The 24,606-nt window shown below is 72.9% G+C and carries 26 protein-coding genes; 10 read left to right on the top strand and 16 right to left on the bottom strand.

Features of this window, described 5'->3' with window-relative positions:
- Positions 1 to 20 precede the first annotated feature (20 nt).
- The 4 genes from ACFYZ4_RS08055 to ACFYZ4_RS08070 are packed head-to-tail and all read right to left on the bottom strand — an operon-like array spanning position 21 to position 3,442.
- The gene (locus tag ACFYZ4_RS08055) at positions 21 to 1,094 is read right to left on the bottom strand and encodes a nitronate monooxygenase (RefSeq protein WP_351289551.1); all 1,074 of its coding nucleotides are present in this window, start codon (positions 1,092 to 1,094) and stop codon (positions 21 to 23) included.
- 4 nt (positions 1,095 to 1,098) lie between these two features.
- A complete protein-coding gene (locus ACFYZ4_RS08060) occupies positions 1,099 to 1,845 on the bottom strand; it encodes a CoA-transferase (RefSeq protein ID WP_351289549.1) in 747 nt (248 codons plus the stop codon).
- Positions 1,842 to 2,696, bottom strand: a complete 855-nt coding sequence (locus tag ACFYZ4_RS08065; RefSeq protein WP_351591517.1) for a CoA-transferase — start codon at positions 2,694 to 2,696, stop codon at positions 1,842 to 1,844. Before ACFYZ4_RS08065 ends, ACFYZ4_RS08060 begins: the two co-directional genes overlap by 4 nt.
- Entirely contained in the window at positions 2,693 to 3,442 is a 750-nt protein-coding gene (locus ACFYZ4_RS08070; RefSeq protein WP_351591520.1) for an enoyl-CoA hydratase family protein, read from the bottom strand. Before ACFYZ4_RS08070 ends, ACFYZ4_RS08065 begins: the two co-directional genes overlap by 4 nt.
- 56 nt (positions 3,443 to 3,498) lie before the next feature.
- Between ACFYZ4_RS08070 and ACFYZ4_RS08075 the strand changes: the two genes are divergently transcribed.
- The 3 genes from ACFYZ4_RS08075 (at position 3,499) to ACFYZ4_RS08085 (ending at position 5,703) form a co-directional block, all read left to right on the top strand.
- On the top strand, positions 3,499 to 4,263 hold the full coding sequence (locus ACFYZ4_RS08075) for an SDR family oxidoreductase (protein ID WP_390783355.1): 765 nt from the start codon (positions 3,499 to 3,501) through the stop codon (positions 4,261 to 4,263).
- A gap of 1 nt (position 4,264) precedes the next feature.
- Complete coding sequence (locus ACFYZ4_RS08080) at positions 4,265 to 5,176, top strand: SDR family oxidoreductase (protein WP_390783356.1); 912 nt, start codon at positions 4,265 to 4,267, stop codon at positions 5,174 to 5,176.
- Positions 5,177 to 5,259: 83 nt separating this feature from the next.
- Positions 5,260 to 5,703 carry a VOC family protein gene (locus ACFYZ4_RS08085; protein WP_390783357.1) on the top strand — a complete coding sequence of 148 codons (444 nt, stop codon included), beginning with the start codon at positions 5,260 to 5,262 and terminating at the stop codon, positions 5,701 to 5,703.
- A gap of 10 nt (positions 5,704 to 5,713) precedes the next feature.
- Here the strand turns inward: ACFYZ4_RS08085 and ACFYZ4_RS08090 are convergent, their stop codons facing one another.
- The 12 genes from ACFYZ4_RS08090 to ACFYZ4_RS08145 form a co-directional block, all read right to left on the bottom strand.
- Positions 5,714 to 6,433, bottom strand: coding sequence for a TetR/AcrR family transcriptional regulator (locus ACFYZ4_RS08090; protein WP_390783358.1), 720 nt, complete (start codon positions 6,431 to 6,433; stop codon positions 5,714 to 5,716).
- A gap of 65 nt (positions 6,434 to 6,498) precedes the next feature.
- The gene (locus tag ACFYZ4_RS08095) at positions 6,499 to 7,857 is read right to left on the bottom strand and encodes an amino acid permease (protein ID WP_390783359.1); all 1,359 of its coding nucleotides are present in this window, start codon (positions 7,855 to 7,857) and stop codon (positions 6,499 to 6,501) included.
- On the bottom strand, positions 7,854 to 9,482 hold the full coding sequence (locus ACFYZ4_RS08100) for an FAD-binding oxidoreductase (RefSeq protein WP_390783360.1): 1,629 nt from the start codon (positions 9,480 to 9,482) through the stop codon (positions 7,854 to 7,856). The genes ACFYZ4_RS08095 and ACFYZ4_RS08100 overlap by 4 nt, the downstream gene beginning before the upstream one ends.
- Positions 9,483 to 9,630: 148 nt before the next feature.
- Positions 9,631 to 10,377, bottom strand: a complete 747-nt coding sequence (locus ACFYZ4_RS08105) for an SDR family oxidoreductase (RefSeq protein WP_351289531.1) — start codon at positions 10,375 to 10,377, stop codon at positions 9,631 to 9,633.
- Between the two features lie 52 nt (positions 10,378 to 10,429).
- Positions 10,430 to 11,626, bottom strand: coding sequence for an MFS transporter (locus tag ACFYZ4_RS08110; protein WP_384348242.1), 1,197 nt, complete (start codon positions 11,624 to 11,626; stop codon positions 10,430 to 10,432).
- 119 nt (positions 11,627 to 11,745) lie between these two features.
- Complete coding sequence (locus tag ACFYZ4_RS08115; RefSeq protein WP_351289527.1) at positions 11,746 to 12,339, bottom strand: TetR/AcrR family transcriptional regulator; 594 nt, start codon at positions 12,337 to 12,339, stop codon at positions 11,746 to 11,748.
- 61 nt (positions 12,340 to 12,400) lie between these two features.
- Positions 12,401 to 12,907, bottom strand: a complete 507-nt coding sequence (locus tag ACFYZ4_RS08120; protein ID WP_351289525.1) for a cupin domain-containing protein — start codon at positions 12,905 to 12,907, stop codon at positions 12,401 to 12,403.
- Positions 12,908 to 12,910: 3 nt separating this feature from the next.
- Complete coding sequence (locus tag ACFYZ4_RS08125; protein WP_390783361.1) at positions 12,911 to 13,873, bottom strand: methionyl-tRNA formyltransferase; 963 nt, start codon at positions 13,871 to 13,873, stop codon at positions 12,911 to 12,913.
- A gap of 30 nt (positions 13,874 to 13,903) precedes the next feature.
- A complete protein-coding gene (locus tag ACFYZ4_RS08130) occupies positions 13,904 to 15,082 on the bottom strand; it encodes an acyl-CoA dehydrogenase family protein (RefSeq protein ID WP_384348247.1) in 1,179 nt (392 codons plus the stop codon).
- A 44-nt stretch (positions 15,083 to 15,126) separates the two neighbouring features.
- A complete protein-coding gene (locus tag ACFYZ4_RS08135; RefSeq protein ID WP_390783362.1) occupies positions 15,127 to 16,620 on the bottom strand; it encodes an FAD-binding oxidoreductase in 1,494 nt (497 codons plus the stop codon).
- Between the two features lie 57 nt (positions 16,621 to 16,677).
- Positions 16,678 to 17,046, bottom strand: a complete 369-nt coding sequence (locus ACFYZ4_RS08140; protein WP_390783363.1) for a chorismate mutase — start codon at positions 17,044 to 17,046, stop codon at positions 16,678 to 16,680.
- A gap of 26 nt (positions 17,047 to 17,072) precedes the next feature.
- Positions 17,073 to 17,597 (bottom strand): flavin reductase family protein, encoded by a 525-nt coding sequence (locus tag ACFYZ4_RS08145; protein ID WP_351289515.1) that lies wholly within the window; start codon positions 17,595 to 17,597, stop codon positions 17,073 to 17,075.
- Between the two features lie 255 nt (positions 17,598 to 17,852).
- On the opposite strand from ACFYZ4_RS08145, the gene ACFYZ4_RS08150 reads away from it, so the two are divergent.
- From ACFYZ4_RS08150 to ACFYZ4_RS08180, 7 genes are all read left to right on the top strand, one after another.
- Positions 17,853 to 18,635, top strand: coding sequence for a 2-keto-4-pentenoate hydratase (locus tag ACFYZ4_RS08150; RefSeq protein WP_390783364.1), 783 nt, complete (start codon positions 17,853 to 17,855; stop codon positions 18,633 to 18,635).
- 15 nt (positions 18,636 to 18,650) lie between these two features.
- Positions 18,651 to 19,556 carry an acetaldehyde dehydrogenase (acetylating) gene (locus ACFYZ4_RS08155; protein ID WP_390783365.1) on the top strand — a complete coding sequence of 302 codons (906 nt, stop codon included), beginning with the start codon at positions 18,651 to 18,653 and terminating at the stop codon, positions 19,554 to 19,556.
- Positions 19,553 to 20,593 carry a 4-hydroxy-2-oxovalerate aldolase gene (dmpG, locus tag ACFYZ4_RS08160; protein ID WP_390783366.1) on the top strand — a complete coding sequence of 347 codons (1,041 nt, stop codon included), beginning with the start codon at positions 19,553 to 19,555 and terminating at the stop codon, positions 20,591 to 20,593. The genes ACFYZ4_RS08155 and dmpG overlap by 4 nt, the downstream gene beginning before the upstream one ends.
- Before the next feature lie 160 nt (positions 20,594 to 20,753).
- Positions 20,754 to 21,899, top strand: coding sequence for a Rieske 2Fe-2S domain-containing protein (locus tag ACFYZ4_RS08165; RefSeq protein ID WP_390783367.1), 1,146 nt, complete (start codon positions 20,754 to 20,756; stop codon positions 21,897 to 21,899).
- Positions 21,899 to 22,132 (top strand): hypothetical protein, encoded by a 234-nt coding sequence (locus ACFYZ4_RS08170; RefSeq protein ID WP_351289505.1) that lies wholly within the window; start codon positions 21,899 to 21,901, stop codon positions 22,130 to 22,132. Before ACFYZ4_RS08165 ends, ACFYZ4_RS08170 begins: the two co-directional genes overlap by 1 nt.
- On the top strand, positions 22,122 to 23,210 hold the full coding sequence (locus ACFYZ4_RS08175; protein ID WP_390783368.1) for a 2Fe-2S iron-sulfur cluster-binding protein: 1,089 nt from the start codon (positions 22,122 to 22,124) through the stop codon (positions 23,208 to 23,210). The genes ACFYZ4_RS08170 and ACFYZ4_RS08175 overlap by 11 nt, the downstream gene beginning before the upstream one ends.
- A gap of 93 nt (positions 23,211 to 23,303) precedes the next feature.
- Positions 23,304 to 24,575: a Gfo/Idh/MocA family protein gene (locus ACFYZ4_RS08180; protein WP_390783369.1), complete on the top strand. Its 1,272-nt coding sequence runs from the start codon at positions 23,304 to 23,306 to the stop codon at positions 24,573 to 24,575.
- Positions 24,576 to 24,606: the final 31 nt, after the last annotated feature.

Below are 24,606 nucleotides of genomic sequence, written 5' to 3' on the forward strand. Positions count from 1 at the left end.
CCTGTGACGGAGAAGGGGGATCACCCTGGTGGTGGCAGGGTGCGGAGCGAGTGCAGTGCTTCGAGTGCCTGTTGTGCCTCGGCCATGACGCGGGAGACGAGCTCCGCGCAGGACGGGAGATCGTCGATCACCCCCGCGACCTGGCCCGATGCCATGACGCCGAGGTCCGTACGGCCCTCGACCATGGACGCCTTGAGGAGCATGGGGGTGTTCGCGGCGAGCAGGACCTGGCTCCAGGACAGGTCCTTGCCGTGTTTCATCGCGAGGCCGTCGCGGACCATCTGCGGCCAGCTCAGACCCGACAGCTTCCGGAAGCCCGCCGCGTGCCGAACCGCCCGGGCCAGCGCCCGGGTGCGGCCCGCCCGCTCCAGGGAGTCGACCAGCGCGGTGCGCAGCATCCGGTGCGGCAGCCCGTCCACGGCGGTGGTGACGGTGACGTCCTTGACCGTCGCCCTCAGGTACTCGGCCTTCACGGCGTCCGGGACGGTGGAGTCCGAGGTCAGCAGGAAACGGGTGCCCATGGCGATGCCCGCGGCCCCGTACGACAGGGCCGCGACCAGTCCGCGGCCGTCGCTGAAGCCGCCCGCCGCGACCACCGGGATGTCCACGGCGTCCACCACCTGGGGCAGCAGCACGGTCGTGGCCACGTCCCCGGTGTGCCCGCCGCCCTCGCCGCCCTGGACGATCACCGCGTCGGCGCCCCAGGCCGCGACCTTCTCGGCGTGCCGACGGGCCCCGATCGAGGGGATGACGACCACGCCCGCGTCCTTGAGCCGCCCGATCAGCTCCTTGGACGGCGCGAGCGCGAAGGAGGCGACCCGCACCCCCTCGTCGATGATCAGCCGGGCGCGCTCGGCCGCGTCCCCGGCGTCCGCGCGCAGGTTGACCCCGAAGGGAGTTCCCTCCGGGACGCGGGACTTGACCTCGTGGACCGCCGAACGCAGCTGGTCCATGGTCATCGTCGCCGAGGCCAGGATCCCGAGCGCCCCCGCGTTCGCCGCGCCCGACACCAGGCGGGGGCCGGCGACCCAGCCCATGCCGGTCTGCACGATCGGGTGCTCGACGCCGACCAGTTTGGTGAATGCCGTCTCCATCGGATCAGCCCCGCACTTCGCGCTCGCGCAGCCCCTTGGGGTCGATCACCTCGCGGATCAGCCGCAGCTCGTCCGGCGTCGGCTCCCGCGTGTACGGGACCTCCTCGGCGGCGGCCAGCTCGAACCCGGTGGCCGCCCTGACCTCCCGGGCGGTGACCCCGGGGTGCACGGAGACCAGCCGCATCGCGTGGCCGGGGCCGCCGAAGTCGAGGACGCCGAGATCGCTGACCACCCGGGGAAGGCGGTGGAAGCGGGTCACCCCGGCCGCCTCGGCGCGGTCGTAGCCGACCCCGCTGACCATGTCGACCCGCTCGACGAAGACCCGGGTGGAGTGCTTGGGGACCCAGTAACTCACCGGATTGTTCAGTGTGTTGACGGGCGCCCCGCGCACCCCGAGGAGCTGGCGCGCCGGCCGCTCCCAGTCGCCGATGCAGGAGATGTTCTGGTTGCCGAAGCGGTCGATCTGGCTGGCGCCCATCATCACGTGCCGCCTGCCGCCGGTGACCATCGTCAGGTGGCGCCGGTACGGGAGCCAGCCCTCGGCCGTGCCGTCGAGGCCGACCAGCAGGGCCTCGCCGTCGGTGAGCAGCAGGTCGGGGGAGAAGGTCCGCTTCGCGAGCCGGGCCCCGAAGGAGGGGATCAGGCCCATCGGGCTGGCGAGGACCTCGCCGTTGTCGCGCCAGGCCTCGGCGCAGGCGATCACGCAGTATTCGGCGCGGGTGACGGTCGCGGTGGTCGGCGTGGTGGTCACGGCTGCTGCTCCTCGTGCCAGGTCCGTACGGCGGACTGGTAGTCGTGCTCGCCCGCCCCGGAGAGGAAGCGCTCGGCGAACTCGGGCCAGGGGGTGGTCGCGTAGAGCTTCTGGAAGGGCTCGTCGCGGCCGTAGTCGGGGACGCAGGAGGTGAAGTGCGCGCCGTTCGGGGTCTCCACGACCCCGGTGACGGAGTGGCGGCTGACGAGCAGGGACTGCGGGGGGCCGGCCTTGGCGAGCTCGGCGGTCTCGACGAGCTGCTCGCAGGAGACGTACGCGGCGTCGGCGGCCTCGCAGAACAGGTCGTCGAAGTACGGGTCCGGGCCCAGGTACTGGGCGTTGCCGAGGCGGTCGGCCCGGTTCAGGTGGACGAGGGCGGCGTCCATCCGCAGGGCGGGGACGGCGACGAGCTCCTCGCCGTCGGCGTAGGGGGAGGTGACCGTCCGCAGCTCCGGATTGACCCGCATCACGTCGGAGCCGAGGCCGGCCCGGACGGGGAGGAAGGGGAGCCGGTTGGCGGCGGCGTGCAGCCCCCACATGAACATGGCCTCGTCGAGCTCGGTGAGGGTGAAGGCGGCGCGCTCGCGGGCGGCCCGGAAGTGGGGCTCCAGCGGGATGGAGTCGAGGGTGGCGAAGGGGGCGACGAGGCGGCGGATGCGGCCGGCGGCGGCCAGCAGCCCGACGTCGGGGCCGCCGTACGAGATCACGGTGAGATCGGTGATCTCGGAGCGGAGCAGTGCCCGCACCAGGGCCATGGGCTTGCGCCGGGATCCCCAGCCGCCGATGCCGACGGTCATCCCGCTGCGCAGCTGTCCGACCACCTCCTCGGGGGTCATGGACTTGTCGGTCATGAGCGCTCTCCCTTCCCGAAGGTGTCGCGGACCCGGTCGGCCACCCCGCTGAGGTTGGCCTCGAAGGTGAAGCCCTGCTCGAAGCGGTAGCTGCGGCGGACGTCCACGGGGTCGATGCCGTTGATGGCCGCCTTGGCCAGCCGGATCAGGTAGCCGTCCTTCCGGGCGATCTCGGCGGCCAGTTCCAGGGCGGCGGCGCGCAGTTCGCCCGGCGGGACCACCTTCCAGACCGAGCCGTGGGCGTGCAGTTCGGCGGCGGTGGCGGTGCGCGAGGTGTAGTACAGGGCCCGCATCAGGTGCTGCGGGACCAGGCGGGCCAGGTGGGTGGCGGCGCCGAGCGCGCCCCGGTCCAGCTCCGGCAGGCCGAAGACGGCGTCGTCGGAGGCGACGATCGCATCGGCGTTGCCGACGAGGCCGATGCCGCCGCCCAGGCAGAAGCCGTTCACGGCCGCGACGACCGGCACCTCGCACTCGTAGACGGCGGCGAACGCCTCGTAGCAGCCCCGGTTGGCGCCGATGAGGGCGGCGTGGCCGCTGTCGCGCTGCATCTCCTTGATGTCGACCCCGGCATTGAACCCGCGGCCCTCGGCGGCGAGGACCACGCACCGGACCTCGGGGTCGCGGCCGGCGGCGCGGAGGGCGTCGGCGAGGTCGTACCAGCCCTGCACGGGCAGCGCGTTGACGGGCGGAAAGTCGACTGTGACGAGTGCGATGCCCTTGTCCGGGCTGGAGGTGGAGACACCCATGAGCGGATCAGCTACCTTTCCACCAAACATTTGTTAGGTGAGGAAGGTAGCAGCCCATGGAGCTCGACGGGAGGGTTGTCGTCGTCACCGGAGGAACCCGGGGCGTCGGAGCCGGGATCGCCCGGTCGTTCCTCGCGGCCGGCGCGGAGGTCGTCGTCTGCGCCCGGCGGACGCCGGAGGAACCGGTCTCGGCGGGTGGCCGGAAGGCCTCCTTCAACGCCGTCGACCTGCGCAATCCCGCCGCCGTACAGGACTTCTTCGGCGCGGTCGCCGGGCGGTACGGGCGCCTCGACTGCCTGGTCAACAATGCCGGAGGCACCCCGTACCGACTGCTGGGCGAGGGCGAGGCGGAACGCCACGCGCGGGTCGTCGAGCTGAACCTGGTGGCGCCGATGACGGCCTCGCTGGCGGCGTACCCGTGGCTGCGCGAGGCCCGCGGCTCGGTGGTGATGATCGGCAGCGTCAGCGGCACCCGGCCCTCACCGGGGACGGCGGCGTACGGGGCGGCGAAGGCCGGCCTGGAGAACCTGGCCCGGTCCATGGCCGTGGAATGGGCGCCCGAGGTACGGGTGAACTCGCTGGTCCTGGGCATGGTGCGGACCGAGCTGACGCACCTGCACTACGGGGACGAGGCCGGGGTCGCGGCCGTGGCCGCCACCGTCCCGCTCGGGCGGCTGGCGCAGCCCTCGGACGTGGGGGAGGCGGCGGTGTTCCTGGCCTCGGGCCGGGCGGCGTACGTGAGCGGGGCGAGCCTGCTGGTGCACGGCGGCGGGGAACGCCCGGCGTTTCTGGATGCGGCAACTGTGAACAAGGAGAGCTGAGATGGCGGGACTGTGCGAAGGCCGGGTCGTGGTCGTGACGGGTGCGGGGCGGGGGCTGGGCCGGGCCCACGCCCTGGCCTTCGCCGCCGAGGGCGCGCGGGTCGTCGTCAACGACCTGGGGGTGGGCCTGGACGGGCTGCCGGGGCCGGACGGTCCGGCGGCGCAGGTGGTCGCCGAGATCGAGGCGCTCGGCGGGGAGGCGGTGGCGCACGGCGGGGACATCGCGACCTCCGGGGGCGCGGCCTCCCTCGTGGAGACGGCCCTCGGCGCGTTCGGGCGCCTCGACACCCTCGTCAACAACGCGGGCTTCCTGCGGGACCGGATGCTGGTCAACCTGGATGAGGACGACTGGGACGCGGTCATGCGGGTCCACCTGAAGGGGCACTTCCTGCCGCTGCGGGCGGCCGCCCTCTGGTGGCGGATGGAGGCGAAGGCCGGCCGGCAGGTCGCGGCCCGGGTGGTCAACACCTCCTCGGGGGCCGGGCTGCTGGGCTCGGTCGGCCAGGGCAACTACAGCGCGGCCAAGGCCGGGATCCTCGGCCTGACCATGGTCGCGGCGGCCGAGATGGGCCGGTACGGGGTCCAGGTCAACGCGATCGCTCCGGCGGCCCGGACCCGGATGACGGAGCAGACCTTCGCGCAGACCATGGCCGCCCCGGCGGCGGGCGGCTTCGACGCGATGGCCCCGGAGAACGTGTCCCCGCTGGTGGTGTGGCTGGGCTCGGACGCCTCGGCCGGGGTCACGGGCCGGGTCTTCGAGGCGGAGGGCGGCCGGATCACGGTCATGGAGGGCTGGCGGCCCGGCCCCACGGCCGACCGGGACTCCCGCTGGACCCCCGCCGAGGCGGGCGAGACCACGCTGAAACTCCTCGCCGCGGCACAGGCCCCCCTGCCGGTGTACGGCGCGCGGTAGCGGGCGCCGGTCCGGTCCCGGCGGCGGGGGCGGAGGCTAAGGTTCCTGGTCCGGGACACGAGCCGAAGGGACACGAACCGACGATGGCCGTCACGCCGACCCCGCAGAAGATCACCACGTTTCTGATGTTCGAGGGGCGGGCGGAGGAAGCCATGGGCTTCTACCTCTCGCTCTTCGACGACGCGGAGGTGCTCTCCATCAGCCGCTACGGCCCCGACGAGACCGGACCCGGGGCCGGGCCCGAGGGCACGGTGCGGCACGCGACCTTCGCCCTGGCCGGCCAGCAGTTCATGTGCATCGACAGCCCCGCCCGGCACGCGTTCGGCTTCACGCCCGCGGTGTCGCTGTACGTCCAGTGCGCGGACGAGGCCGAGATCGACCGCCTCTACGGCGCGCTCGCCGAGCAGGGCCAGGAGCTGATGCCCCTGGGCTCGTACGGATTCAGCCACCGGTTCGGCTGGGTGAACGACCGCTTCGGCGTCTCCTGGCAGCTGAACGTCGCGGCCCCGCCCGGCGCGGGCGGGTGACGGGGCGGGCTCAGGCCCCGGCGCCGCCCGGCCCGGGCTGCTCCAGGCCGAGCATCTCCAGGGCCGAGTCCATCTCCGCCTGGAACAGCACGCGGGGATTGGCCTCGGGGCCGAACTGGCGGTAGACCTCCAGCGCGACGGGGCCGTACATGCGGCCCCACACGCGCAGCGAGGCCAGCAGCGCCTGCGGCGGGAGGTGGGGGAAGCACTCGCGGGCGAGGGCGGCGAGGGAGGGGACGAAATCGCTCCACTGCGCCTCGGCCCGCTTGAGCTGCTCGGGAGCGGCGGGCCAGGCGGCGTCGACCAGGCCGAGGAGGATCATGCAACATCGGCGGGCGGCCGCCACGACGTCGTCGTGGGTCGGGGCGTACCCGGGCGAGCTGTCCCCGTAGGTGAGGCGGAACTCCGCCGGGCGGGTACGGGCCCACTCCCGGAAGGTGTCCGCGACCGCGAGGAGCCGGGCCGCGGTCGCCTCCTCGGGGAGCGCGTCGCGGGCCAGCTCCTGCTGGTCGGCGAGCCGGTTGTAGGTGTCGGCCGCCAGCGTGGCGAGCAGATCGTCGCGGGTGTCGAAGTAGCCGTACAGCGCCGCCGCGGTCATGCCCATCTCGCGTGCGATGCCGCGCAGCGTGATCCCGGCGACGTCGCCGGAGGCCAGCAGGGCGAGCGCCACCTCCTTGATCTCGGCGGTGGTCTCGATCCGAAGACGTTCGCGGCGCGACAGGGTCTGCATGGCGGGGGCTCCTCCTCAGGGGACACGGCGAGAGTGTCTTCTACCCCCGTACAAACACCGTTTACTTACCTTACCGTGTTGACGAAACGCAACTCGGCAGCCCTCCTCCGGCTCCTGGTGAGGGCGCACGCCACCAGCACCACCGCGAGGCTGCCCAGGCTCATCAGCAGCTGGGGGCGGGTCTGCGCGGTGAACAGCATCGAGCACAGGATCGCCGCGAAGGCCGCGATGACCAGCAGCGTCAGGTACGGGAACCCCCACATGCGGAAGGTCAGCCGGCCGGGGGCGGTGCGCTCGGTGCGGATCCGCAGGACGAACTGGGAGACGGCGATCCCCAGGTACATGATGATCAGCACCGCGCCGGTGGAGTTGAGCAGGAACGGGAACGTCCGCCCGGGACTGACCGCCTGGGCCGCGACGGCCCCGCAGCCCGCGACGGTGCCGAGCAGGACCGCGCGCCGGGGCCGCGCCGCCCACCGGGGCGCGTCGCCGTGCCCGGCGAGGGTGGCCAGCATGCGCGAGGAGGCGTACAGCGTGGAGCCCAGCACCGACAGCAGCGCGGTCAGGATCACCACGCTCATGGCGGTTCCGGCGAAGGGCACCCCGATGCGGGTCAGGGCCGTCACGTACGGGCTCTCGCCGCCGCTGATCTGCGGCCAGGGCACGATCGCGAGCACCAGCAGGACCGAGCCGAGGAAGAACACCAGGATCCGCCAGACGATCTGCCGGGTGGCGCGGGCCACGGCCCGGCCCGGGTCGGGGCACTCGGCGGCCGCGACGGCCACGATCTCGGTCCCGCCGAAGGCGAAGACGACGCCGACGGTCGCGGTGAGGACCGCGCCGAAGCCGTGCGGGGCGAACCCCCCGTACGCCGTGAGGTTCCCCAGCGGCGGACCGGCCGGGCCCTCGCCCAGCAGGTACGCGGTCCCCAGGGCCAGGAAGGCCAGGATCGCGCCGATCTTGACGACCGCGAACCAGAACTCCGCGCTGCCGAAGGAACGGGAGGAGCGGAGGTTCACCGCCGTCAGCCCGCCGAGCAGGAAGAGGCTGCAGGTCCAGGCCGGCACCTGGGGCAGCCAGGCGTGGACGATCTGCCCGCCCGCGATCGCCTCGATGGCCACGATGGCGACGAAGGCGTACCAGTAGAGCCAGCCGACCGTGAAGCCCGCCCAGTCGCCGAGGGCGAGGCGGGCGTAGTCGGCGAAGGACCCGGCCATCGGGCGGGCGGCGACCATCTCCCCGAGCATCCGCATGACCAGCAGCACCAGCAGCCCGGCCAGCGCGTAGCTGACGAGGGCGGCGGGGCCGGCGGCCCGGATGGTCTGCGCCGAACCGACGAAGAGACCGGTGCCGACCGCGCCGCCCATGGCCATCATGGTCAGGTGGCGGCCGCGGAACACCTGCCCGGCGTCCTTCGTCGTCACGGCGCGACCGAGAGCTTGTGCCGGAACACGTCGTGCGGGTCGTAGGCGCGCTTGACCGCCCGCAGCCGCTCGTAGTTCTTCTTGTAGAAGAGCTCGTGCCAGGGGACGCCGGAGGTGTTGACCGTCGGGTCGGCCAGGTCGGTGTCCGGGTAGTTGATGTAGCAGCCGTCGGTCCCCGTGCCGATGACCGGGACGCCGCCCGTCTCGGCGTAGACGTCGCCGTAGAAGGCGCGCAGCCGGGCCGTCTCCTTCTCGTCGTCCTGCGGGGCCGACCAGATCGACTGGTAGAGGACCTTGAAGACGGAGTCGCGCTGGGCGGCGGCGGTGTCCGTCTCGCCGCGGGCGTTGATGGCGCCGCCGAAGGAGAGCAGGACCATCGAGGTGTCCGGGTTGTCGGTGCGCGACAGGTGCCGGTACGCGGCCTTGAGCTGGTGCTCGGTGAAGTCGCGCTTGTGGTAGGCGGACTTGAGGCCGACCCGGGCCAGCGGGTTGGCCCAGACCGGATTGGGCGAGCCGACCATGCGGGCCGCGTCCAGCCAGGGCAGCTCGCGGGGCGTGAACAGGTTCGGCATGGCCGCCAGTTCGCCGCTGGGCCGCTCGACGGGGCGCGGGGTCAGGCCGGTGCCGTCCAGCAGGGCGGCCAGGTACGCGTCGAGGGTGGCGCGGGAGGAGGACTGGGCGTAGTGGGCGAGGGAGCCGAACCGGCGGGCGTTGGCGTTGAAGAGGGTGGACAGGTGGCGGCCCGGCGAGTCCGGGCCGGAATTGCGCTCGTGCCAGGCGCCGTAGTTCCGCAGGAGCCGCACGAAGCGGTCCTCGGTGAGCTCGCTCCAGGACAGGTCCAGGGCCGAGGCGTGCAGCCGGGCCGGCGGGGCGGGCAGCTGTCGCTCCGGGGGCGCGTGCTCGGTGCCGGGGGTGCGGAACCAGTAGCGGGTGATCAGGCCGAAGTTGCCGCCGCCGCCTCCGGTGTGGGCCCACCAGAGCTCGCGGTGCGGATCGCCGGCCTCGCGGGTGGCCACGACCGTGCGGGGGCGGCCGCCGCTGCCCGGGACGACCACCTCGACGGCGTACAGGTGGTCCACCACCAGGCCGAAGTCGCGGGAGAGGAGGCCGTAGCCGCCGCCGCTGATGTGGCCGCCGGCGCCGACGGAGTGGCAGATCCCGCCGGGCAGGGTGACGCCCCACCCCTTGTACAGGGCCTCGTAGACGGCCATGAGGTGGGCGCCGGGCTCGACGAAGAAGGCGCGGCGGCGCTCGTCGTATCCGACGCCGGTCAGCTCGGAGAAGTCGAGGAGGACCTCCACCTCGGGGTTGCAGGTGAAGTCGGCCAGGCAGTGGCCGCCGGAGCGGACGGAGACCCGCTTGCGGCCGGCGATCGCCTCGCGGAGCGCGTTCTCGGCGTCCCGGGCCGAGCGGACCATCTTGACGTGCTCGGGGCGGGCCACGTAGCGGCGGTTGATGCCCGTTCGGAGGGACGGGTAGCGGGCGTCGGAGGGCAGGATCCTCGGGCCCGCCGCCGCGGGGGAGGAGGCGGCGACGGCGTCCGTGGCGGTGAGCGGGCCGGCTGTTCCGGCGCCCGCGGCGACGGCCGAGGCGGCGAGGAATCCACGGCGGTCCAGATGCGGCATGACAGGTTCCCTTGCGTGGCGCGAGTGCGGTACGGGGCTGTGCGATGGAGGTCCGAGCAGGCTGGGGTGGCAGGGCGGGGCCGGGCCCCGGAGGGGAGCGGGGGGCTCGATGCGCCTCCGGGGCCCGGCGTTCCGGGGGTTGCGCCGGTCAGGCGTTGGCGCCGCCGTCGACGGTCAGCGTGGTGCCCGTGACGAAGGAGGCCTCGTCGCTCGCCAGGTAGAGGACGGCGCTCGCGATCTCCGCGGCCCGGCCGTAGCGGCCGAAGATGTTCAGGCCGCGCTGGAAGTCGGCGGACGGGCCGTCGGCCGGGTTCATGTCGGTGTCGATGGAGCCGGGCGCCACCTGGTTGACGGTGATGGCGCGGTCGCCCAGGTCGCGGGCGAGGCCCACGGTCAGACCGTGGATCGCCGCCTTGGACAGGGCGTACGGGGTGAAGCCCGGGGCGGGGACCTGCGTGGCGAGGCAGGAGCCGACGTTGACGATGCGGCCGCCGTCGGGCATGGCCACGGAGACGGCCTGCGCGGTCAGGAAGGCGCCGCGGACGTTGATGTCCAGGGTGCGGTCGAGGGTGGCCAGCGGCACCTCCGCGAGCGGCGGGCAGCTCATGTCCGCGTAGCCGGCGTTGTTGACGAGGATGCGCACGGGGCCGAGTTCGCGTACGACCTGCTCCACCGCGGCCGTCACGGCGTCGGCGTCGGCGGCGTCGGCCTCGACGGCCACGGCGCGGCGGCCGAGGGCCCGTACCTGCCCGGCGACCTCCTCGGCCTGTTCCTTGTGGGAGCGGTAGGTGATCGCGACGTCGGCGCCGTGGGCGGCGAGCGTACGGGCGATCTCGGCGCCGATGCCGCGCGAGCCGCCGGTCACCAGGGCCACGCCGTGGAGAGTGGTGGTCACATTGATTCCTTTTCTGTGCGGGGGAGTCGGTCGAGGGGAAAGGGTGGCGGGCTCAGGCCGTGGCCGGCTGCGGCTCGGGGGCGGCCGTGGTGGCGCCGCCGCTGCCGCCCTTCTTGGCCCGCAGGTCCGGCAGGAGGGTGAACAGGCCGAGGAAGGCCATGATCACGCCGAGTACGAGCGGGGCCCGGAGCCCGTAGGCGTTGATGCCGACACCGCCGAGCCAGGAGCCGATGACGATGCCGAGCGTGATGAAGGAGGAGTGCACGGTGTTGACCAGCGGGCGGGCGTTCGCGGTGCGCTGGACCCGGGTGATCATGCAGGGGTTCATCGTGACGCCGACCAGGCCGATGCCCATCATGAAGATCAGCGCGGGCGCGGTGACCTCCGCGAAGACGGCGAAGCCGGCCAGGAAGACCATGTTGAGGCCGAGTCCGATGAGCTGGGTCACGATGGTGTGCTTGTCGGCGAAGCGCCCGACGATGTTGTTGCCGACGACGGTCGCGGCTCCGTAGGCGACGAGCAGCCAGGGCACCGAGCCCTCGCTGAAGCCGGTGAGCTCGGTGAGGATCGGCGTGAAGTAGCTGAAGGCGGAGAAGGTGGCGCCGATGATCAGAGTGGAGGTGGAGAACACCAGCCACAGCCGCGGGTTCTTGAAGGCGCGCATCTCCTCCTTCACGGAGGGGCCGTTCTCCCCCTCGGCGCCGGTCAGGGAGGGGACGCCGACGATCGTGGCGAGGGCGGCGAGCACGGTGAGCCCAGAGATCGCCCAGAACGCCGCCCGCCAGCCGAACTGCCCGCCGACGAAGGTGGAGATGGGCAGGCCGAGCAGGGTGCCGAGCATCAGCCCGTTCATGGCGGCGCCGATCGCCTTGCCGCGCATCTCCGGCTTGGTGATCTCGGCGACGACCGAGAGCGAGACGCCGAAGAAGGCGGAGGAGGCGACACCCGTGATGACGCGGCCGATGGCCATCGTCACGTAGTCGGTGGACAGGGCGGCCAGGACGTTGCCGCCGAGGAAGACCGCGAAGAGCACCATCAGGGCGCTCTTGTGCGGGAGTTTGAGCACGGCGGTGGCCAGGAACGGCCCGCCGAGGGCCATGGCCACCGCGAACGCGGTGATCAGGTAGCCGACTTGGGGGATGGTGGCCCCGAGTCCTTCGGAGATCTGGGGCATCAGGCCGGCCACCACGAATTCGCTGGTGACCATGGCGAAGATGCCGAGGGCGAGGACGTACACGGCCTTGGGCACGGCCGTCACAACCTTTCTATAACTAAACGATCGTTCCAGAATGTGGGCAGGCGCAACCCAGGGGCGGAGCGGGGTGGTTGAAGGTCAGGCGGTCCGCGGGGGCGGACGTCGGGCGGGTGTCAGCCGGTACAGGACAGGCCCTTGAGGGCCTCGTCGACGACCTGGGTCAGGTAGGCCCGGTCCGCCGCCCGCTCCATGACGCGCAGCCCCTGGGTGAGGGTGACGAGGAGGCGCGCGGTGGAGCGTACGTCGGTGCCGGGCGCGAGCTCCCCGGCCGCTCTGGCCCGCAGCAGGAGGTAGGCGAAGGCCTCCTCCAGGGAGCCCAGCGCCCCGCCGAGCCGTTCGGCGGCCTTCGCGTCCCCCGGCAGCCGCTCCAGCACGCCGTGGGTGACCATGCACCCGCCGCGCAGCGGATCGGCCAGCGCGGACTCGACGTAGGAGAGCAGGAAGGAGCGCAGGACCGGCAGGGCGGGGCCCTCGTCGGACTCGGCGAGGTTCTGCCGGGCCCGGTCCGCCTCGACGGCGCAGTACAGGTCCAGCGCCTTGAGGTAGAGGTCGTGCTTGGAGCCGTAGGCGGCGTACATGCTGGAGCGGTTGATGCCCAGCGCGTCCACCAGGTCCTGGATCGAGGTGGCCTCGTACCCCTGGCGGCGGAAGAGCTCCATGGCCGCCACGAGGGCGGTCTGCGGGTCGAACTCCTTGGGCCTTGCCATGAGCACGAGGCTACCCCATTCCCAACCGTTCGTTTCAGAAAGACGGCACGACAGTCCGGGCTCAGTCGAAATCGGCCGGAATCACGCCGTACCGCGCCCCCACCTCGGCCACGCCCGGAGGGTCCTCCACCGGCACCGGCACACCCGGGGTGGGCTCCGTACCGGCCTCCAGGAAGAAGTTCTCCACCCCGCCCGGCGTGAAGATCAGCAGCAGCTTCGCCGTGTGCAGCGAGTGGTTGTGGAACTGGTGCGCCGTACCCCGCGGCACGAACACGAAGTCGCCGGTGGCCGCCTCGTACGTGTTCTCGCCGACGCGGATGGTCAGCCGGCCGTCCAGGACGTAGAAGGCCTCGTCCTCGTCTGCGTGGCGGTGCGGCGGAGGGCCCCCGCCGGGCGGAACGGACGCCTCCAGCACGGCGATGGAACCGCCGGTCTCGACCGCGCCCGCCTTGACGCTGTAGACGTCACCGGACAGCCAGGTGGCCTTGCCGCCGCCGGCCGGTACGTGCAGGACCCGCCGCACCTCGGTGGGCACCTCGGCCTGCTGGGTCGCTTCGAACAAAGACATCGCTCATCCCACCGTCGTCGCTTCGCCGAGGAGCGCGAGGGCGGGGTCGTCGACCGCCACCTCGCGTCCACCGCATTCCACCGTGACCAGCCGCAGCCACTCGCCGTCCGCGCACGCCACGTACAGCCCGCCGCCGTGGCGCACCAGCGTGCCGGGCGGCCGGCCGCCGGGCGCGGGACCGCCGCCCTCCCCGTACGCCGCCGACAGCAGCCGGATGCGCTGCCCGCCGGGGGCGGTGAACCAGGCGCCGGGGTTGCGGTAGGCGGCCCGGACGTGGCGCTCCACCACGGCGGCCGGCCGCTCGAAGTCGAGGCGGTAGTGCTCGTCGCGGGGCCGCCCGAAGTAGGAGCGGCGGGACAGGTCCTGGGGCGTGCGCTCCAGGGTGCCCTCCACCAGCTGCGGGATCAGGTCGAGCAGCATCAGGACGTTGGCCCGCTCCTGCATGGTGCGCAGCTCCAGGCCCGTCTCGCGGCCCGAGAGCGGGATGTGGTGCTGCATCAGCAGGTCGCCGTCGTCGAGTTCGACGCCCATCTCGATGGCGGAGACCGAGCTCTCGGTGGCCCCCTCGCGGACCATCCAGTAGAAGGGCGCCAGCCCCGCGAACTCCGGCAGCGGCGAGGGGTGGAAGTTGACCGCGGTACGGCGCGGCAGGGCCAGCAGCGGAGCCTTCAGCAGCTGCTGGAAATTGCCGACGAGGAAATAGTCGGCGTCCAGGGCGGCGAGGGCCTCCACGGCATCGGGATCGTTCGCCGAGTGCGGGCGCAGGACGCGTACGCCCAGGGCGCGCGCCTGGTCGGCGACGTCGACGGCTTCCTCGTCATCGGTGAAGTACGCGCACAGCTTCCCGGGCGGTGAGGTGACCAGGGCGGCCAGCTCCACGTTCGGGTGGCCGTGCAGGATGCTCAGGAAGGGTGATCCGAGTTTGGAATTGACTTCGGTGAACAGCACAACACGTATGGAATCCATGACGGTCGGACGCTTCTCTCGTCTCTGTTGTTAGAAGAACGGGGAGGTGGAGGAGCCGCCCAGCAGGACGTTGCCGGTGAGCTGGAGGACGGAGTCCTGGGCGACGGCGTGCTGGCACATGGTGTTGGCGTCGCGCAGCCACCGGTCCAGCGGATGGGGCTTGTAGACGGACGAGCCGCCGACGAGGTCGAACAGCTCGTGGACGATGGAGCGCGCCGTCCGGAACGCGTGGCGCCGGGCGATGGCGGTGGCCACGCGGGCGTCGTCGCTCAGCACGTCACCGGAGGCGAGCGCGTCCCACTGCACCTGGAGGGTGCTGTACACACCGGCGCGGGCGGCGATCAGCTCGCCCTCCAGGCGGGCGATCGCCGACTGGATCCGGTAGTCCTCCCGCCACGGGGTGCCGGTCTCGCGGTCGGTCCGCTGCGCGGCCAGCTCCCGTACGTGGTCCAGCGCGGCGCGCGCCATGCCGAGCGGGATGCCCGGCATCTTGCGCAGGATGGCGTCCGGGGTGGCGTGCAGCGGGCCGGTCCGCTTGGGGTCGGAGAAGGAGAAGGAGCGCTCCTCGGGCACGAACAGGTCGGTGCAGGAGTAGTCCTGCGAACCGGAGCCGGCCAGGCCGGTGGTGTGCCAGGTGTCGTGGAACTCGTAGTCGCCGGGACGGGCGATCATCACCCGCCAGTGGCGCGCGGCGCCGGTCACCGGGTCGGCCTCCGGCTCGCCGTCCTCGCCGAGGACGTGGACGCCGGCGCCCAGCCAGTCGCAGTGCGAGGAGCCGGAGCCGAACTTCCAGCGGCCGGTGACCCGGAAGCCGCCGGGCACCCGGACCGCCTTGCCCTGCGGATAGATCCAGCCGGAGTTGGCCATGTCGAGGGTGGGCCACATGCCGCGGGCGACCTCGTCGTCGAGGTAGCCGGAGTAGATGCCGGAGTCCATGCCGATCATCGCGCACCAGCCGACGGAGACGTCGCCGGCGGAGAGGATCTCCAGGAGCTCGGCCTGCTGCATCGAGGTCAGCTCCGGGCCGCCCCAGGTCTTGGGCATGGCGGCGCGGAACACACCGGCCCCGCGGAGCAGTTCGACGATGTCCTCGGGCAGCCGGCGCTCGGCCTCGATGCGCGGGGAGTTCTCCCGCAGGACGGGCACGAGCGCGCGGGCGCGGTCCAGGATCGCTTCGGCGGTGTCGGGTACGTACGGCGTCGTCGTCATCACGTTCTCATCAGGGGTGCGGGGCGGGTGGGACGGGGCGGCGGTCATGCGTAGCGGCCGGCGGCCATGACCCCGTGCGGGTCGACGGCCTCGCGCAGGGCGCGCTGGAGGGCGGCCTCGGCCGTGTCGGCCGTACCGGCGGCGGCCCGGGAGTGGCCGGAGTCGAGCCGGTAGGGCCGCAGACCGGCCTCGCCGAACCAGAGGTGGGCGAGGTCGAGCGCCCGGTGGGCGGCCTCGGTCTGCGCGGCGCGGTCGAACGGGAAGGACACGACGAGGTCGATGACGTCGGCGTCGAGGGCGTTGACGGTGGAGCCGGGCCGGACGCCGGTGGCCAGGTGGATGCGGTCGAGGATGTCCAGGGCCCGGACCACCGAGGCGCCGTCGAAGGGCAGGAACGGCAGGAAGAACAGCCAGCCGTTGCCGTCGGCGTCGACCCGTTCGGCGGCGGCGCCGGTGGCGGAGGCGAGCATCCGTTCGTTGTGCGCGACCGAACCGCTGTAGGCCGCGTGCACCACGTGGGCGACGACGTCCTCGTCGGCGGGCGGCTCCTCGTCGCTGGAGGTGACCGAGGTGAACAGGCCCGTCTCGGCCATCTCGGCCAGCAGGGCCGCCTTGAGGGCGGTGGCCGAGCGCTCGGTGCCCTCCACGCTCAGGTGGGCGACGTAGCCGCCGGCGGTGTCCCCGCCGCCGTACGTGGCCGTCGAGGCGGTGTCGTACACCTTGATGACGCCCGCGATCAGGCCGTTCGCCTTCCACGTGCGCAGCGCGTCGACGGCCCGGTGCAGCGTCTCGCGGTGGAATCCCGCGCGGACGGTGCTCTGGTGCCGCGGGCGCGGCAGCAGCCGGACCACGGCGGCGGTGACGATGCCGAGGTCGGACTGGGTGAACAGGTGCAGCAGGCTGGGGCCGAGGCCGAGCGGGTTGAAGCCGTCGCCCTTGCCGTGCACGCCGTCGCCGGGCCACCAGCCTATGTGGGCGACCGCGCCGTCGGGCAGGACGACCTCCAGGCCGAGCAGGTCCTCGGTGCGCTGGTGGCGCAGGCCCACCCCGCGGTCCACGGTGTTGCCCAGGACGCTGGTGTGGCCGGAGGACGCGGTGACGTTCAGCATCCGGCCGGTGCCGGCCAGCAGTTCGGAGAGTTCCTTCTGGGTGACGCCCGGCTCGACGACCGCGTAGCCCGCCTCGGTGTCGAGGGCGCGCAGGGCGTCGAGACCGTCCAGTTCGACGCGTACGACGGGGCCGGCGGCCGGCTCCTTGGAGCCGAGTCCCCAGTTGCGGCCGGTGGAGAGGGGCTGGAGGCCGGGGAGTGCGGCGCCCGCGGCCTTGGCGTGGTGGAAGGCACCGGCCAGGGCGCGTACGTCGGCGACGGAGCCGGGGCGCAGGACGGCGCGGGTGTCGCGCGGGGCGAACGCGGAGACGTTGGGGTCCGGCGGCAGCGGTGCGGCGGCGGCGTCGTGCCGCACGCGCTCCGCGCCGAGGGCCTGCCGGAGTTCTTCCAGTACGGCCTTGAGATCCGGGTACAGGTACGGGTCTGGCATGCCTCGACCTCGATCGTGATGTGGGTGGTCGGTGAGGTGGACGACGGGTGGGACGGTCTACCGGGGGGACTGCGCGGGACGGGTGGGCGCGGAGTCGCCGATGTAGACGGGTGCGAGCGGGCCGCACGAGGTGACGTGGGCCAGGACGCGTACGGTGCGGGCCGGCGCGCCGGCCCAGGCGGTGTCGGCCGCGCACAGCGCGGGCACCTCCCAGCCGTCCTCGCGCAGGGCGAGGGCCGGGGTGTCGCCGGTGAGGTCCGGGCTGCAGGTGAACAGCAGGCTGATGACGGCCTCGCGCTCCAGGCCGTTGCGGGCCAGGAGTTCGGTCACGAGCGTGCGGGTGGCGGCGGCGATGTGCCGGGGAGTGTCCTCGGCCACCGTGGTCGCACCGCGTACGGCCCGCAGGGCGGGCACGGCCGACGACACGGCCGGCCCGGTCGCGGCCCCGGGGCTCACTCCGCGCCCGCCGGGGCGGGGGTGAGCCGGCCCCGGTGGAACAGCAGCGCCCCTCCGGTGTCCTCGCCGGGGCGTACGTGTTCGACGCGTCCCAGGAAGAGCGTGTGGTCCCCGCCGGGGAACCGCTCTTCGATCCGGCAGCCGAGGGAGGCCAGGGCGCCGGGCAGGTACGGGCGGGCCTCCACGCCCTCGCCCTCGGTGGTGAAGTGCGCGTCCAGCTCCCGGCCGAACGGCTTGTCGCGGGAGGCGAACAGCCGCGCCAGGTCGCCCTGTCGGTCGGAGAGCAGGTGGACCTGGAACTCCCCGGTCGCGTCGATCGCCGGGTAGGTCCGGGAGGACTTCATGACGGAGACCAGCACGCGGGGCGGTTCGAGCGAGATCGAGACGAACGAGTTGGCGGTCATCGCCGCCGCGTGCGCGCCCTGTCCCGACGACAGCACGGTGACGCCGGTCGGGAACAGGCGCATCACCGACCGGAGATCGTCCGGTACGGGCATGGCAGGGCCCAGAGTTGTGGCCATTTCCCCCTCCTCAGGAGTTATCGGCAGAAGAAAACTTAACAGAGTTTAGTAACGATCGAAAGCCAGGTCAGGGGCTTGCTGACGGCCTTTAATGCAATCGAAATGGTTGTTGGACCATGGAGTTAACGGAGCATGGCGGCTTCCGCCCGGAGCGTCGGCAGCCTTTCCCGCTCAGCGGGAACACGCCCTCCCGCCCGCGACCGCCCCCCGCCTACCGTCTGCCGCACCCACACACCACCGCAGCCGGGAGGCCCCATGCTGAACGACAGGCACCGGCGCGAGGCCGCCGCGCTCCTGTACGCGGCGCAGCAACAGAGGTCCCCGGTCCGGCCGCTGACCGAGCTCTACGAGGGCATCGGCGCGCAGGACGCGTACGAGATCCAGCTCCTCAACATCCGCCGCCACTGCGCCGAGGGAGCCGCCGTCACCGGGCACAAGGTCGGCCTCTCGTCCCCCGTCATGCAGGCCATGATGGGCGTCGACGAGCCCGACTACGGCCACCTCCTCGACACGATGGAACTGCGCCGGGACACCCCCGTCCCGGTCGCCGCGTACTGCGCGCCCCGCATCGAGGTCGAGGTCGGCTTCGTCCTCGGCGCCGACCTGCCCGGCGAGGGCTGCACCGAGGCCGACGTACTGGCCGCCACCGAACGCGTCGTACCCGCACTGGAGTTGATCGACAGCCGCGTCGCCGACTGGCGGATCTCCCTCGCGGACACCATCGCCGACAACGCCTCCTCCGCCGGCTACGCCATCGGCGAGGGCCGCGACCCGCGCGAGCTCGACCTGAAGTCCGTCGAAGCGCGCCTCACCGGCCCGGACGGAACCCTCGCCACCGGCCGCGCCGACGCCGTGCTCGGCGATCCGGCCACCGCCGTCGCCTGGCTGGCCAGGACCGTCGCCCGGTTCGGCGTCCCGCTGCGCAAGGGCCACCTCGTCCTGCCCGGCTCCTGCACCCGCGCCGTGGACGTGGCCGCCGGGCGGACCTACACCGCCGACTTCACCGGGCTCGGCCCGGTCTCCCTCTCCTTCTGCTGAGCGACCGAGGTGCCCATGAACAAGCCTGCCGGAAAAGCGACCGCGGCCATCGTCGGCTCCGGGAACATCGGGACCGACCTGCTCCACAAGCTGCTGCGCTCCCCGTACATCGAGCCGCGCTGGATGATCGGCGTCGACCCCGACAGCGAGGGCCTCGCCCGGGCCCGCCGCGCCGGCCTGGAGACCTCCCACGAGGGCGTCGACGGGCTGCTCGCCCGCGACGAACTCCCCGACCTCCTCTTCGAGGCCACCTCCGCCCGCGTCCACCGCGCCAACGCCCCGCGCTACGCCGAACTCGGCATCAAGGCCGTCGACCTGACCCCGGCCGCCGTCGGCCCCGCCGTCGTCCCGCCCGTGAACCTGACCGCCCACCTCGACCGCGCGAACGTCAACATGATCACCTGCGGCGGGCAGGCCACCATCCCCATGGTGTACGCCGTCTCCCGCGTGGTCCCCGTCGCCTACGCCGAGATCGTCGCCTCCGTCGCCTCCCTCTCGGCGGGCCCCGGCACCCGCGCCAACATCGACGAGTTCACCCGCACCACCGCCCGCGGCATCGAGGAGATCGGCGGCGCCGCCCGCGGCAAGGCCGTCATCATCCTCAACCCCGCCGCACCCCCGGTGATCATGCGCGACACCGTCTTCTGCGCTATCCCGCCCGACGCCGACCACGAGGCCATCACCGCCTCCGTCAAACAGGTCGCCGAGGACGTGGCCTCGTACGTCCCCGGCTACCGGCTGCGCGCCGAGCCGCAGTTCGACGAGGCCTCCGCGCTCACCGGAGGGGCGGCCCGCGTCGCGATCTTCCTGGAGGTGGAGGGCGCGGGCGACTACCTGCCGCCGTACGCCGGAAACCTCGACATCATGACCGCCGCCGCCACCAAGGTCGGCGAGGAGTTCGCGAAGGGGCTCACCGCGTGACCACGTACTCCGACACCCTCGACATCCGGATCACCGACTCCTCGCTGCGCGACGGCTCGCACGCCAAGCGCCACCGGTTCACGGGCGAGGACGTCCGCTCGGTCGTCGCCGCGCTCGACGCCGCGGGCGTCCCCGTCATCGAGGTCAGCCACGGGGACGGCCTGGGCGGCTCGTCCTTCACCTACGGATTCTCGAAGACCCCCGAGCAGGAGCTCATCAGGATCGCCGCCGAGACCGCGCGGAACGCGAGGATCGCCTTCCTGATGCTGCCGGGACTGGGCGTCAAGGACGACATCCGCGCCGCCCACGCGAACGGCGGCCGGATCTGCCGGATCGCCACCCACTGCACCGAGGCCGACATCTCCGTCCAGCACTTCGGCCTGGCCCGCGAGATGGGCCTGGAGACCGTCGGCTTCCTGATGATGGCCCACTCCACCACCCCCGAGAACCTCGCCCGCCAGGCCCGGATCATGGCGGACGCGGGCTGCCAGTGCGTGTACGTCGTCGACTCCGCCGGGGCCATGGTCATGGACGAGGTCACCGACCGGGTCGCCGCGCTCGTCGCCGAACTCGGCGCCGACGCCCAGGTCGGCTTCCACGGCCACGAGAACCTCGGCCTGGGCGTGGGCAATTCGGTCGCCGCCGTACGCGCCGGGGCCCTCCAGATCGACGGCTCCACCCGACGCCTCGGCGCGGGCGCCGGCAACACCCCCGTCGAGGCCTTCGCCGCCGTCTGCCAGAAGATGGGCATCCGCACCGGCATCGACGTCCTGAAGATCATCGACGCGGCGGAGGACGTGGTCCGCCCCGTCATGGACGAGGAATGCCGCCTAGACCGCATGGCCCTCCTCATGGGGCACGCCGGCGTCTACTCCAGCTTCCTCAAGCACGCCTACCGACAGGCGGAGCGCTACGGGGTCCCCGGCGCGCAGATCCTGCTCCGCGCGGGCGAACGCCGCCTGGTCGGCGGCCAGGAAGACCAACTCATCGACATCGCACTCGAACTGGCAGCCACGTCCAGCCCCGCCGGCGCTTGAGGCGCGCCGATCCAGCCCCGCCGGCGTTTGAGGCGGGGGGCCCCCGGACGGAGTCTGGGGGAGGGTCTGGGGCGGAGCCCCAGCACACGGCGCCGCAGCCGAGCGAACCGCACCCGCACCACCCGCACCACCCGCTCACCCCAACGCAGTGGAGGGCCCCATGACCGCACGGCCGGAAGCCGAAGAAGGACCCCGCGTCATAGAGGCGGCCGCAGTGCCAACCCGCTTCGCCCGAGGCTGGCACTGCCTCGGCCTGGCGGCCCCCTTCCGGGACGGAACCCCGCACGAGATCGAAGCCTTCGGCACCCGCCTCGTCGTCTTCCAGGCCCAGGACACCGGCGAACTGCACGTCCTGAACGCCTACTGCCCCCACATGGGCGGCAACCTCGCCCACGGCACCGTCAAGGGCGACACCCTCGCCTGCCCCTTCCACGACTGGCGCTGGTCCGGCGACGGCCGCTGCGCCGCCATCCCCTACGCCCGCCGCGTCCCGCCCCGCGCCCGCACCCGCGCGTGGACCGTACTGGAACGCAACGGCCAGCTCTACGTCTGGCACGACCCCGAGGGCAACCCGCCGCCCCCCGGCGTCACCATCCCCGAGATCGAGGGCGTCGGCAGCCCCGAGTGGAGCGACTGGAGCTGGAACTCCCTGCGCGTCGAGAACTCCAACTGCCGCGAGATCGTCGACAACGTCGTGGACATGGCGCACTTCTACTACGTGCACTACGCCTTCCCGCACTACTTCAAGAACGTCTTCGACGGGCACGTGGCCACCCAGTACATGGAGTCCACCCCGCGCGGCGACGTCGACCTCGGCACCCTGTCCACCGGCGGTGGCCTGCGCTCCGACGCCTCCTACCACGGGCCCTCGTACATGATCGACCAGCTGTGGAGCGACGTCGGCGGCGGCGTGGAGCTGGAATCCGTCCTGATCAACTGCCACTACCCGATCGACGAGAACAGCTTCATGCTCATGTACGGGGCGATCGTCAGGAAGCTCCCCGGCATGAGCGACGAGCAGGCCGCCGACGCCGCCCGCCTCACCTCCGAGGGCCTCGCCGTCGGCTTCGAGCAGGACGTCGAGATCTGGAAGAACAAGACCCGCATCGACAACCCGCTGCTCACCGAGGAGGACGGCCCCGTCTACCAGCTCCGCCGCTGGTACCGGCAGTTCTACGTGGACGTCGCCGACGTCGAGGACGAGATGGTCCGGCGCTTCGAGTTCGAGATCGACACCACCCGGGCCACCGCCGCCTGGAAGGCCGAGGTCGCCGAGAACCTGGCCCGCCGGGCCGAGTCCCGGTGATGCGCCCCGTCGCCTGCGGGGCGTGCGGAAACAGCGTGCTGTGCGAGAAGTTCAGCCCCGCGCACACCCAGGTCCAGTGGACCGGCGACGCCGCCGCGCTCTGCCCGCGCATCGCCGCCGAGGTGGCGGCCGGGCGCCTCAGCGCCCGCGTCCGCTCCTGCCCCGCCCTGCGCACGAGCATCGAGGCGGCCGTCCGCGAGGGCCGCCTGGAGGTGCCCGCCGATGTCCCGTGACCTCGCTCCTCCTACGCCGGCCCGCGCGGCCCGTCCCGCCGGCGCGGCCCAGGCTCCGGGCGGGGCGGCGCCCGGCGCGCTGCGGGTCCGCGTCCTGGAACGCGTCCAGGAGACCCCGGAGGCGGTCTCCCTCGTCCTCGACGCGGAACTCCCGTACGCACCCGGGCAGTTCCTCACCCTCCGGATCCCCGGCGGCGCGGCCCGCTGCTACTCCCTGGCCAGTTCCCCGCACACCGGCGAGCCGATGCGGATCACCGTCAAGCGGGTGCCCGGCGGGCTCGGCTCCGGCTGGATCTGCGAGGAGGTGGCCGCGGGGGACGAGCTGGAGGTGCTGCCGCCCGCCGGCACCTTCACCCCGGGCCCCGGCGGCCTCGACCGGGACCTCCTGCTGGTCGCCGGAGGCAGCGGGATCACCCCGGTGCTCTCCCTCGCCAAGTCGGCGCTGGCCGCCGGCCGGGGCCGGGTGGTGCTCGTCTACGCCAACCGGGACCCCGCCTCGGTGATCTTCCGGGACGAGCTGTGGGGGCTGGCCGAGGCACATCCGGAGCGGCTGGCCGTCGTCCACTGGCTGGAGAGCCTCCAGGGGCTGCCGACCGCCGCGCGGCTCGGGCCGCTGGTGGCCCCGTACGCCGGCCGCGAGGCCTACCTGTGCGGGCCCGGCCCGCTGATGGACGCCGCCGAGACCGCGCTCCGCACGGCCGGGGCGGCGCCGCACGCGATCCGCCGCGAGCGGTACTTCTCGCTGGGCGCGGACGTCTTCGAGGCCACCCGACGCCCGGCCGATCCGCCTGCCGAGCCGCAGGCCCGGGCCACCGCCGAGGTGGAACTCGACGGGACCCGGCACACCGTGCCCTGGCCCGAGGGGACCCCGCTGCTCGACGCGCTGCTCGCCGCGGGCCTGCCGGCCCCGTACTCCTGCCGGGAGGGCGCCTGCAGCGCCTGCTGCTGCCGGGTCGTCGAGGGCGAGGTGGAGATGACCCGCAACGAGGTCCTCGACGAGACGGACCTGGCCGAGGGCTACGTCCTGGCCTGCCAGGCCCTCCCGCTCGGCCCCGCCGTACGGATCACGTACGGGTGAAGGGGGTGTCGGGCGGGACGCGCGGCCGCTAGCTTCTCCCGGGGAAAGCGCTTGCTGCGCACGGCAATCGGTTCGGGAAGCGGGGCTGGGCCCATGTCCGACACCATCACGCTCGCCGTCGTCGGGGCGGGGGACCGGGGGAGCGGCCACGCCGGATGGGCCCTGGCCCATCCGGACCGGGCCCGGGTGGTCGCGGTCGCCGAACCCCGCGCGCCCCGGCGGGAGCGGCTCGCAGCCGCCCACGGCATCGACGCCCGCCACGTGCTCGGCGACTGGCGGGAGCTGGCCGCCCTCGGCCGGGTCGCGGACGCGGTGCTGGTCTGCACCCTGGACCGCGACCACCTGGAGCCGGTCCTCGCGTTCGCCGCGCTCGGCTACCACATCATGCTGGAGAAGCCGATGGCCCTCACGGAGGACGAGTGCCGGCGCATCGTCGACGCCGTCGAGCGGGCCGGCGTCATCCTCTCCGTCGGGCACGTCCTGCGCTACACGCCCTACACGCGGACCCTCAAGGACGTCGTCGACTCCGGCCGCATAGGCGACATCGTGAGCGTCCAGCACCTGGAGCCGGTCGGCTTCTGGCACCAGGCCCACTCGTTCGTACGGGGCAACTGGCGGCGCTCCGACGAGGCGACGACCATGCTGATGGCCAAGTCCTGCCACGACCTGGACTGGCTCCAGTACGTGCTGGGGCGCCCGCCCGTACGGGTCTCCAGCTTCGGCCGCCTCTCGCACTTCCGGCCCGAGAACAGGCCGCCGGGTGCGGCGGACCGCTGCCTGGACTGCGCGGTCGAGCCGGACTGCCCGTACTCCGCGGCGCGCGAGTACGGGGACCGGCTGGCCGACGGCCGCCACCGCTGGCCGCTGAGCGTGCTGATCGACGAGTTCACCCCGCGGGCCCTGGAGACCGCACTGCGGGAGGGGCCCTACGGGCGGTGCGTGTACGCGTGCGACAACGACGTCGTCGACCACCAGGTGGTGGCGATGGAGTTCGACTCGGGGGCGACGGCCACCTTCACCATGACCGCCTTCACCGAGCAGGCGGACCGCCACACCCGGATCTTCGGAACCCGCGGCGAACTGCGCGGCGACGGCCGCACCCTCACGGTCTACGACTTCCTGACCCGCACCGAGGAGCAGGTGCCCATCGGTAAGGGCGGGCCGATGGACGCGGCGGGCGGCCACGGCGGCGGCGACGCCGGGCTCATGGACGCCTTCGTCGCCGCCATCGCCACCGGCGACCCCGGCCTGGTCCGGTCCGGCCCGCGGGAGTCGCTGACCAGCCATCTGACGGTCCTGGCCGCCGAACGGGCCCGCTGCTCCGGCACGGTGGAGCCGGTGGGGCCGCTCCTCCGGGAGCCGTAAACGAAGCGGGCCCGGCCCCCTGGCGAGGGGT

The sequence above is a fragment of the Streptomyces sp. NPDC001513 genome, assembly GCF_042894695.1.
Taxonomy (GTDB): Bacteria; Actinomycetota; Actinomycetes; order Streptomycetales; family Streptomycetaceae; genus Streptomyces.

Excerpts from the sequence above, each read along its gene's own strand:
- ACFYZ4_RS08055 (WP_351289551.1), bottom strand. The coding sequence starts at position 1,094 with ATGGAGACGGCATTCACCAAACTGGTCGGCGTCGAGCACCCGATCGTG.
- ACFYZ4_RS08065 (WP_351591517.1), bottom strand. The coding sequence starts at position 2,696 with ATGACCGACAAGTCCATGACCCCCGAGGAGGTGGTCGGACAGCTGCGC.
- ACFYZ4_RS08070 (WP_351591520.1), bottom strand. The coding sequence starts at position 3,442 with ATGGGTGTCTCCACCTCCAGCCCGGACAAGGGCATCGCACTCGTCACA.
- ACFYZ4_RS08075 (WP_390783355.1), top strand. The coding sequence starts at position 3,499 with ATGGAGCTCGACGGGAGGGTTGTCGTCGTCACCGGAGGAACCCGGGGC.
- ACFYZ4_RS08080 (WP_390783356.1), top strand. The coding sequence starts at position 4,265 with ATGGCGGGACTGTGCGAAGGCCGGGTCGTGGTCGTGACGGGTGCGGGG.
- ACFYZ4_RS08085 (WP_390783357.1), top strand. The coding sequence starts at position 5,260 with ATGGCCGTCACGCCGACCCCGCAGAAGATCACCACGTTTCTGATGTTC.
- ACFYZ4_RS08090 (WP_390783358.1), bottom strand. The coding sequence starts at position 6,433 with ATGCAGACCCTGTCGCGCCGCGAACGTCTTCGGATCGAGACCACCGCC.
- ACFYZ4_RS08100 (WP_390783360.1), bottom strand. The coding sequence starts at position 9,482 with ATGCCGCATCTGGACCGCCGTGGATTCCTCGCCGCCTCGGCCGTCGCC.
- ACFYZ4_RS08115 (WP_351289527.1), bottom strand. The coding sequence starts at position 12,339 with ATGGCAAGGCCCAAGGAGTTCGACCCGCAGACCGCCCTCGTGGCGGCC.
- ACFYZ4_RS08120 (WP_351289525.1), bottom strand. The coding sequence starts at position 12,907 with ATGTCTTTGTTCGAAGCGACCCAGCAGGCCGAGGTGCCCACCGAGGTG.
- ACFYZ4_RS08125 (WP_390783361.1), bottom strand. The coding sequence starts at position 13,873 with ATGGATTCCATACGTGTTGTGCTGTTCACCGAAGTCAATTCCAAACTC.
- ACFYZ4_RS08130 (WP_384348247.1), bottom strand. The coding sequence starts at position 15,082 with ATGACGACGACGCCGTACGTACCCGACACCGCCGAAGCGATCCTGGAC.
- ACFYZ4_RS08135 (WP_390783362.1), bottom strand. The coding sequence starts at position 16,620 with ATGCCAGACCCGTACCTGTACCCGGATCTCAAGGCCGTACTGGAAGAA.
- ACFYZ4_RS08145 (WP_351289515.1), bottom strand. The coding sequence starts at position 17,597 with ATGGCCACAACTCTGGGCCCTGCCATGCCCGTACCGGACGATCTCCGG.
- ACFYZ4_RS08150 (WP_390783364.1), top strand. The coding sequence starts at position 17,853 with ATGCTGAACGACAGGCACCGGCGCGAGGCCGCCGCGCTCCTGTACGCG.
- ACFYZ4_RS08155 (WP_390783365.1), top strand. The coding sequence starts at position 18,651 with ATGAACAAGCCTGCCGGAAAAGCGACCGCGGCCATCGTCGGCTCCGGG.
- ACFYZ4_RS08165 (WP_390783367.1), top strand. The coding sequence starts at position 20,754 with ATGACCGCACGGCCGGAAGCCGAAGAAGGACCCCGCGTCATAGAGGCG.
- ACFYZ4_RS08170 (WP_351289505.1), top strand. The coding sequence starts at position 21,899 with ATGCGCCCCGTCGCCTGCGGGGCGTGCGGAAACAGCGTGCTGTGCGAG.
- ACFYZ4_RS08175 (WP_390783368.1), top strand. The coding sequence starts at position 22,122 with ATGTCCCGTGACCTCGCTCCTCCTACGCCGGCCCGCGCGGCCCGTCCC.
- ACFYZ4_RS08180 (WP_390783369.1), top strand. The coding sequence starts at position 23,304 with ATGTCCGACACCATCACGCTCGCCGTCGTCGGGGCGGGGGACCGGGGG.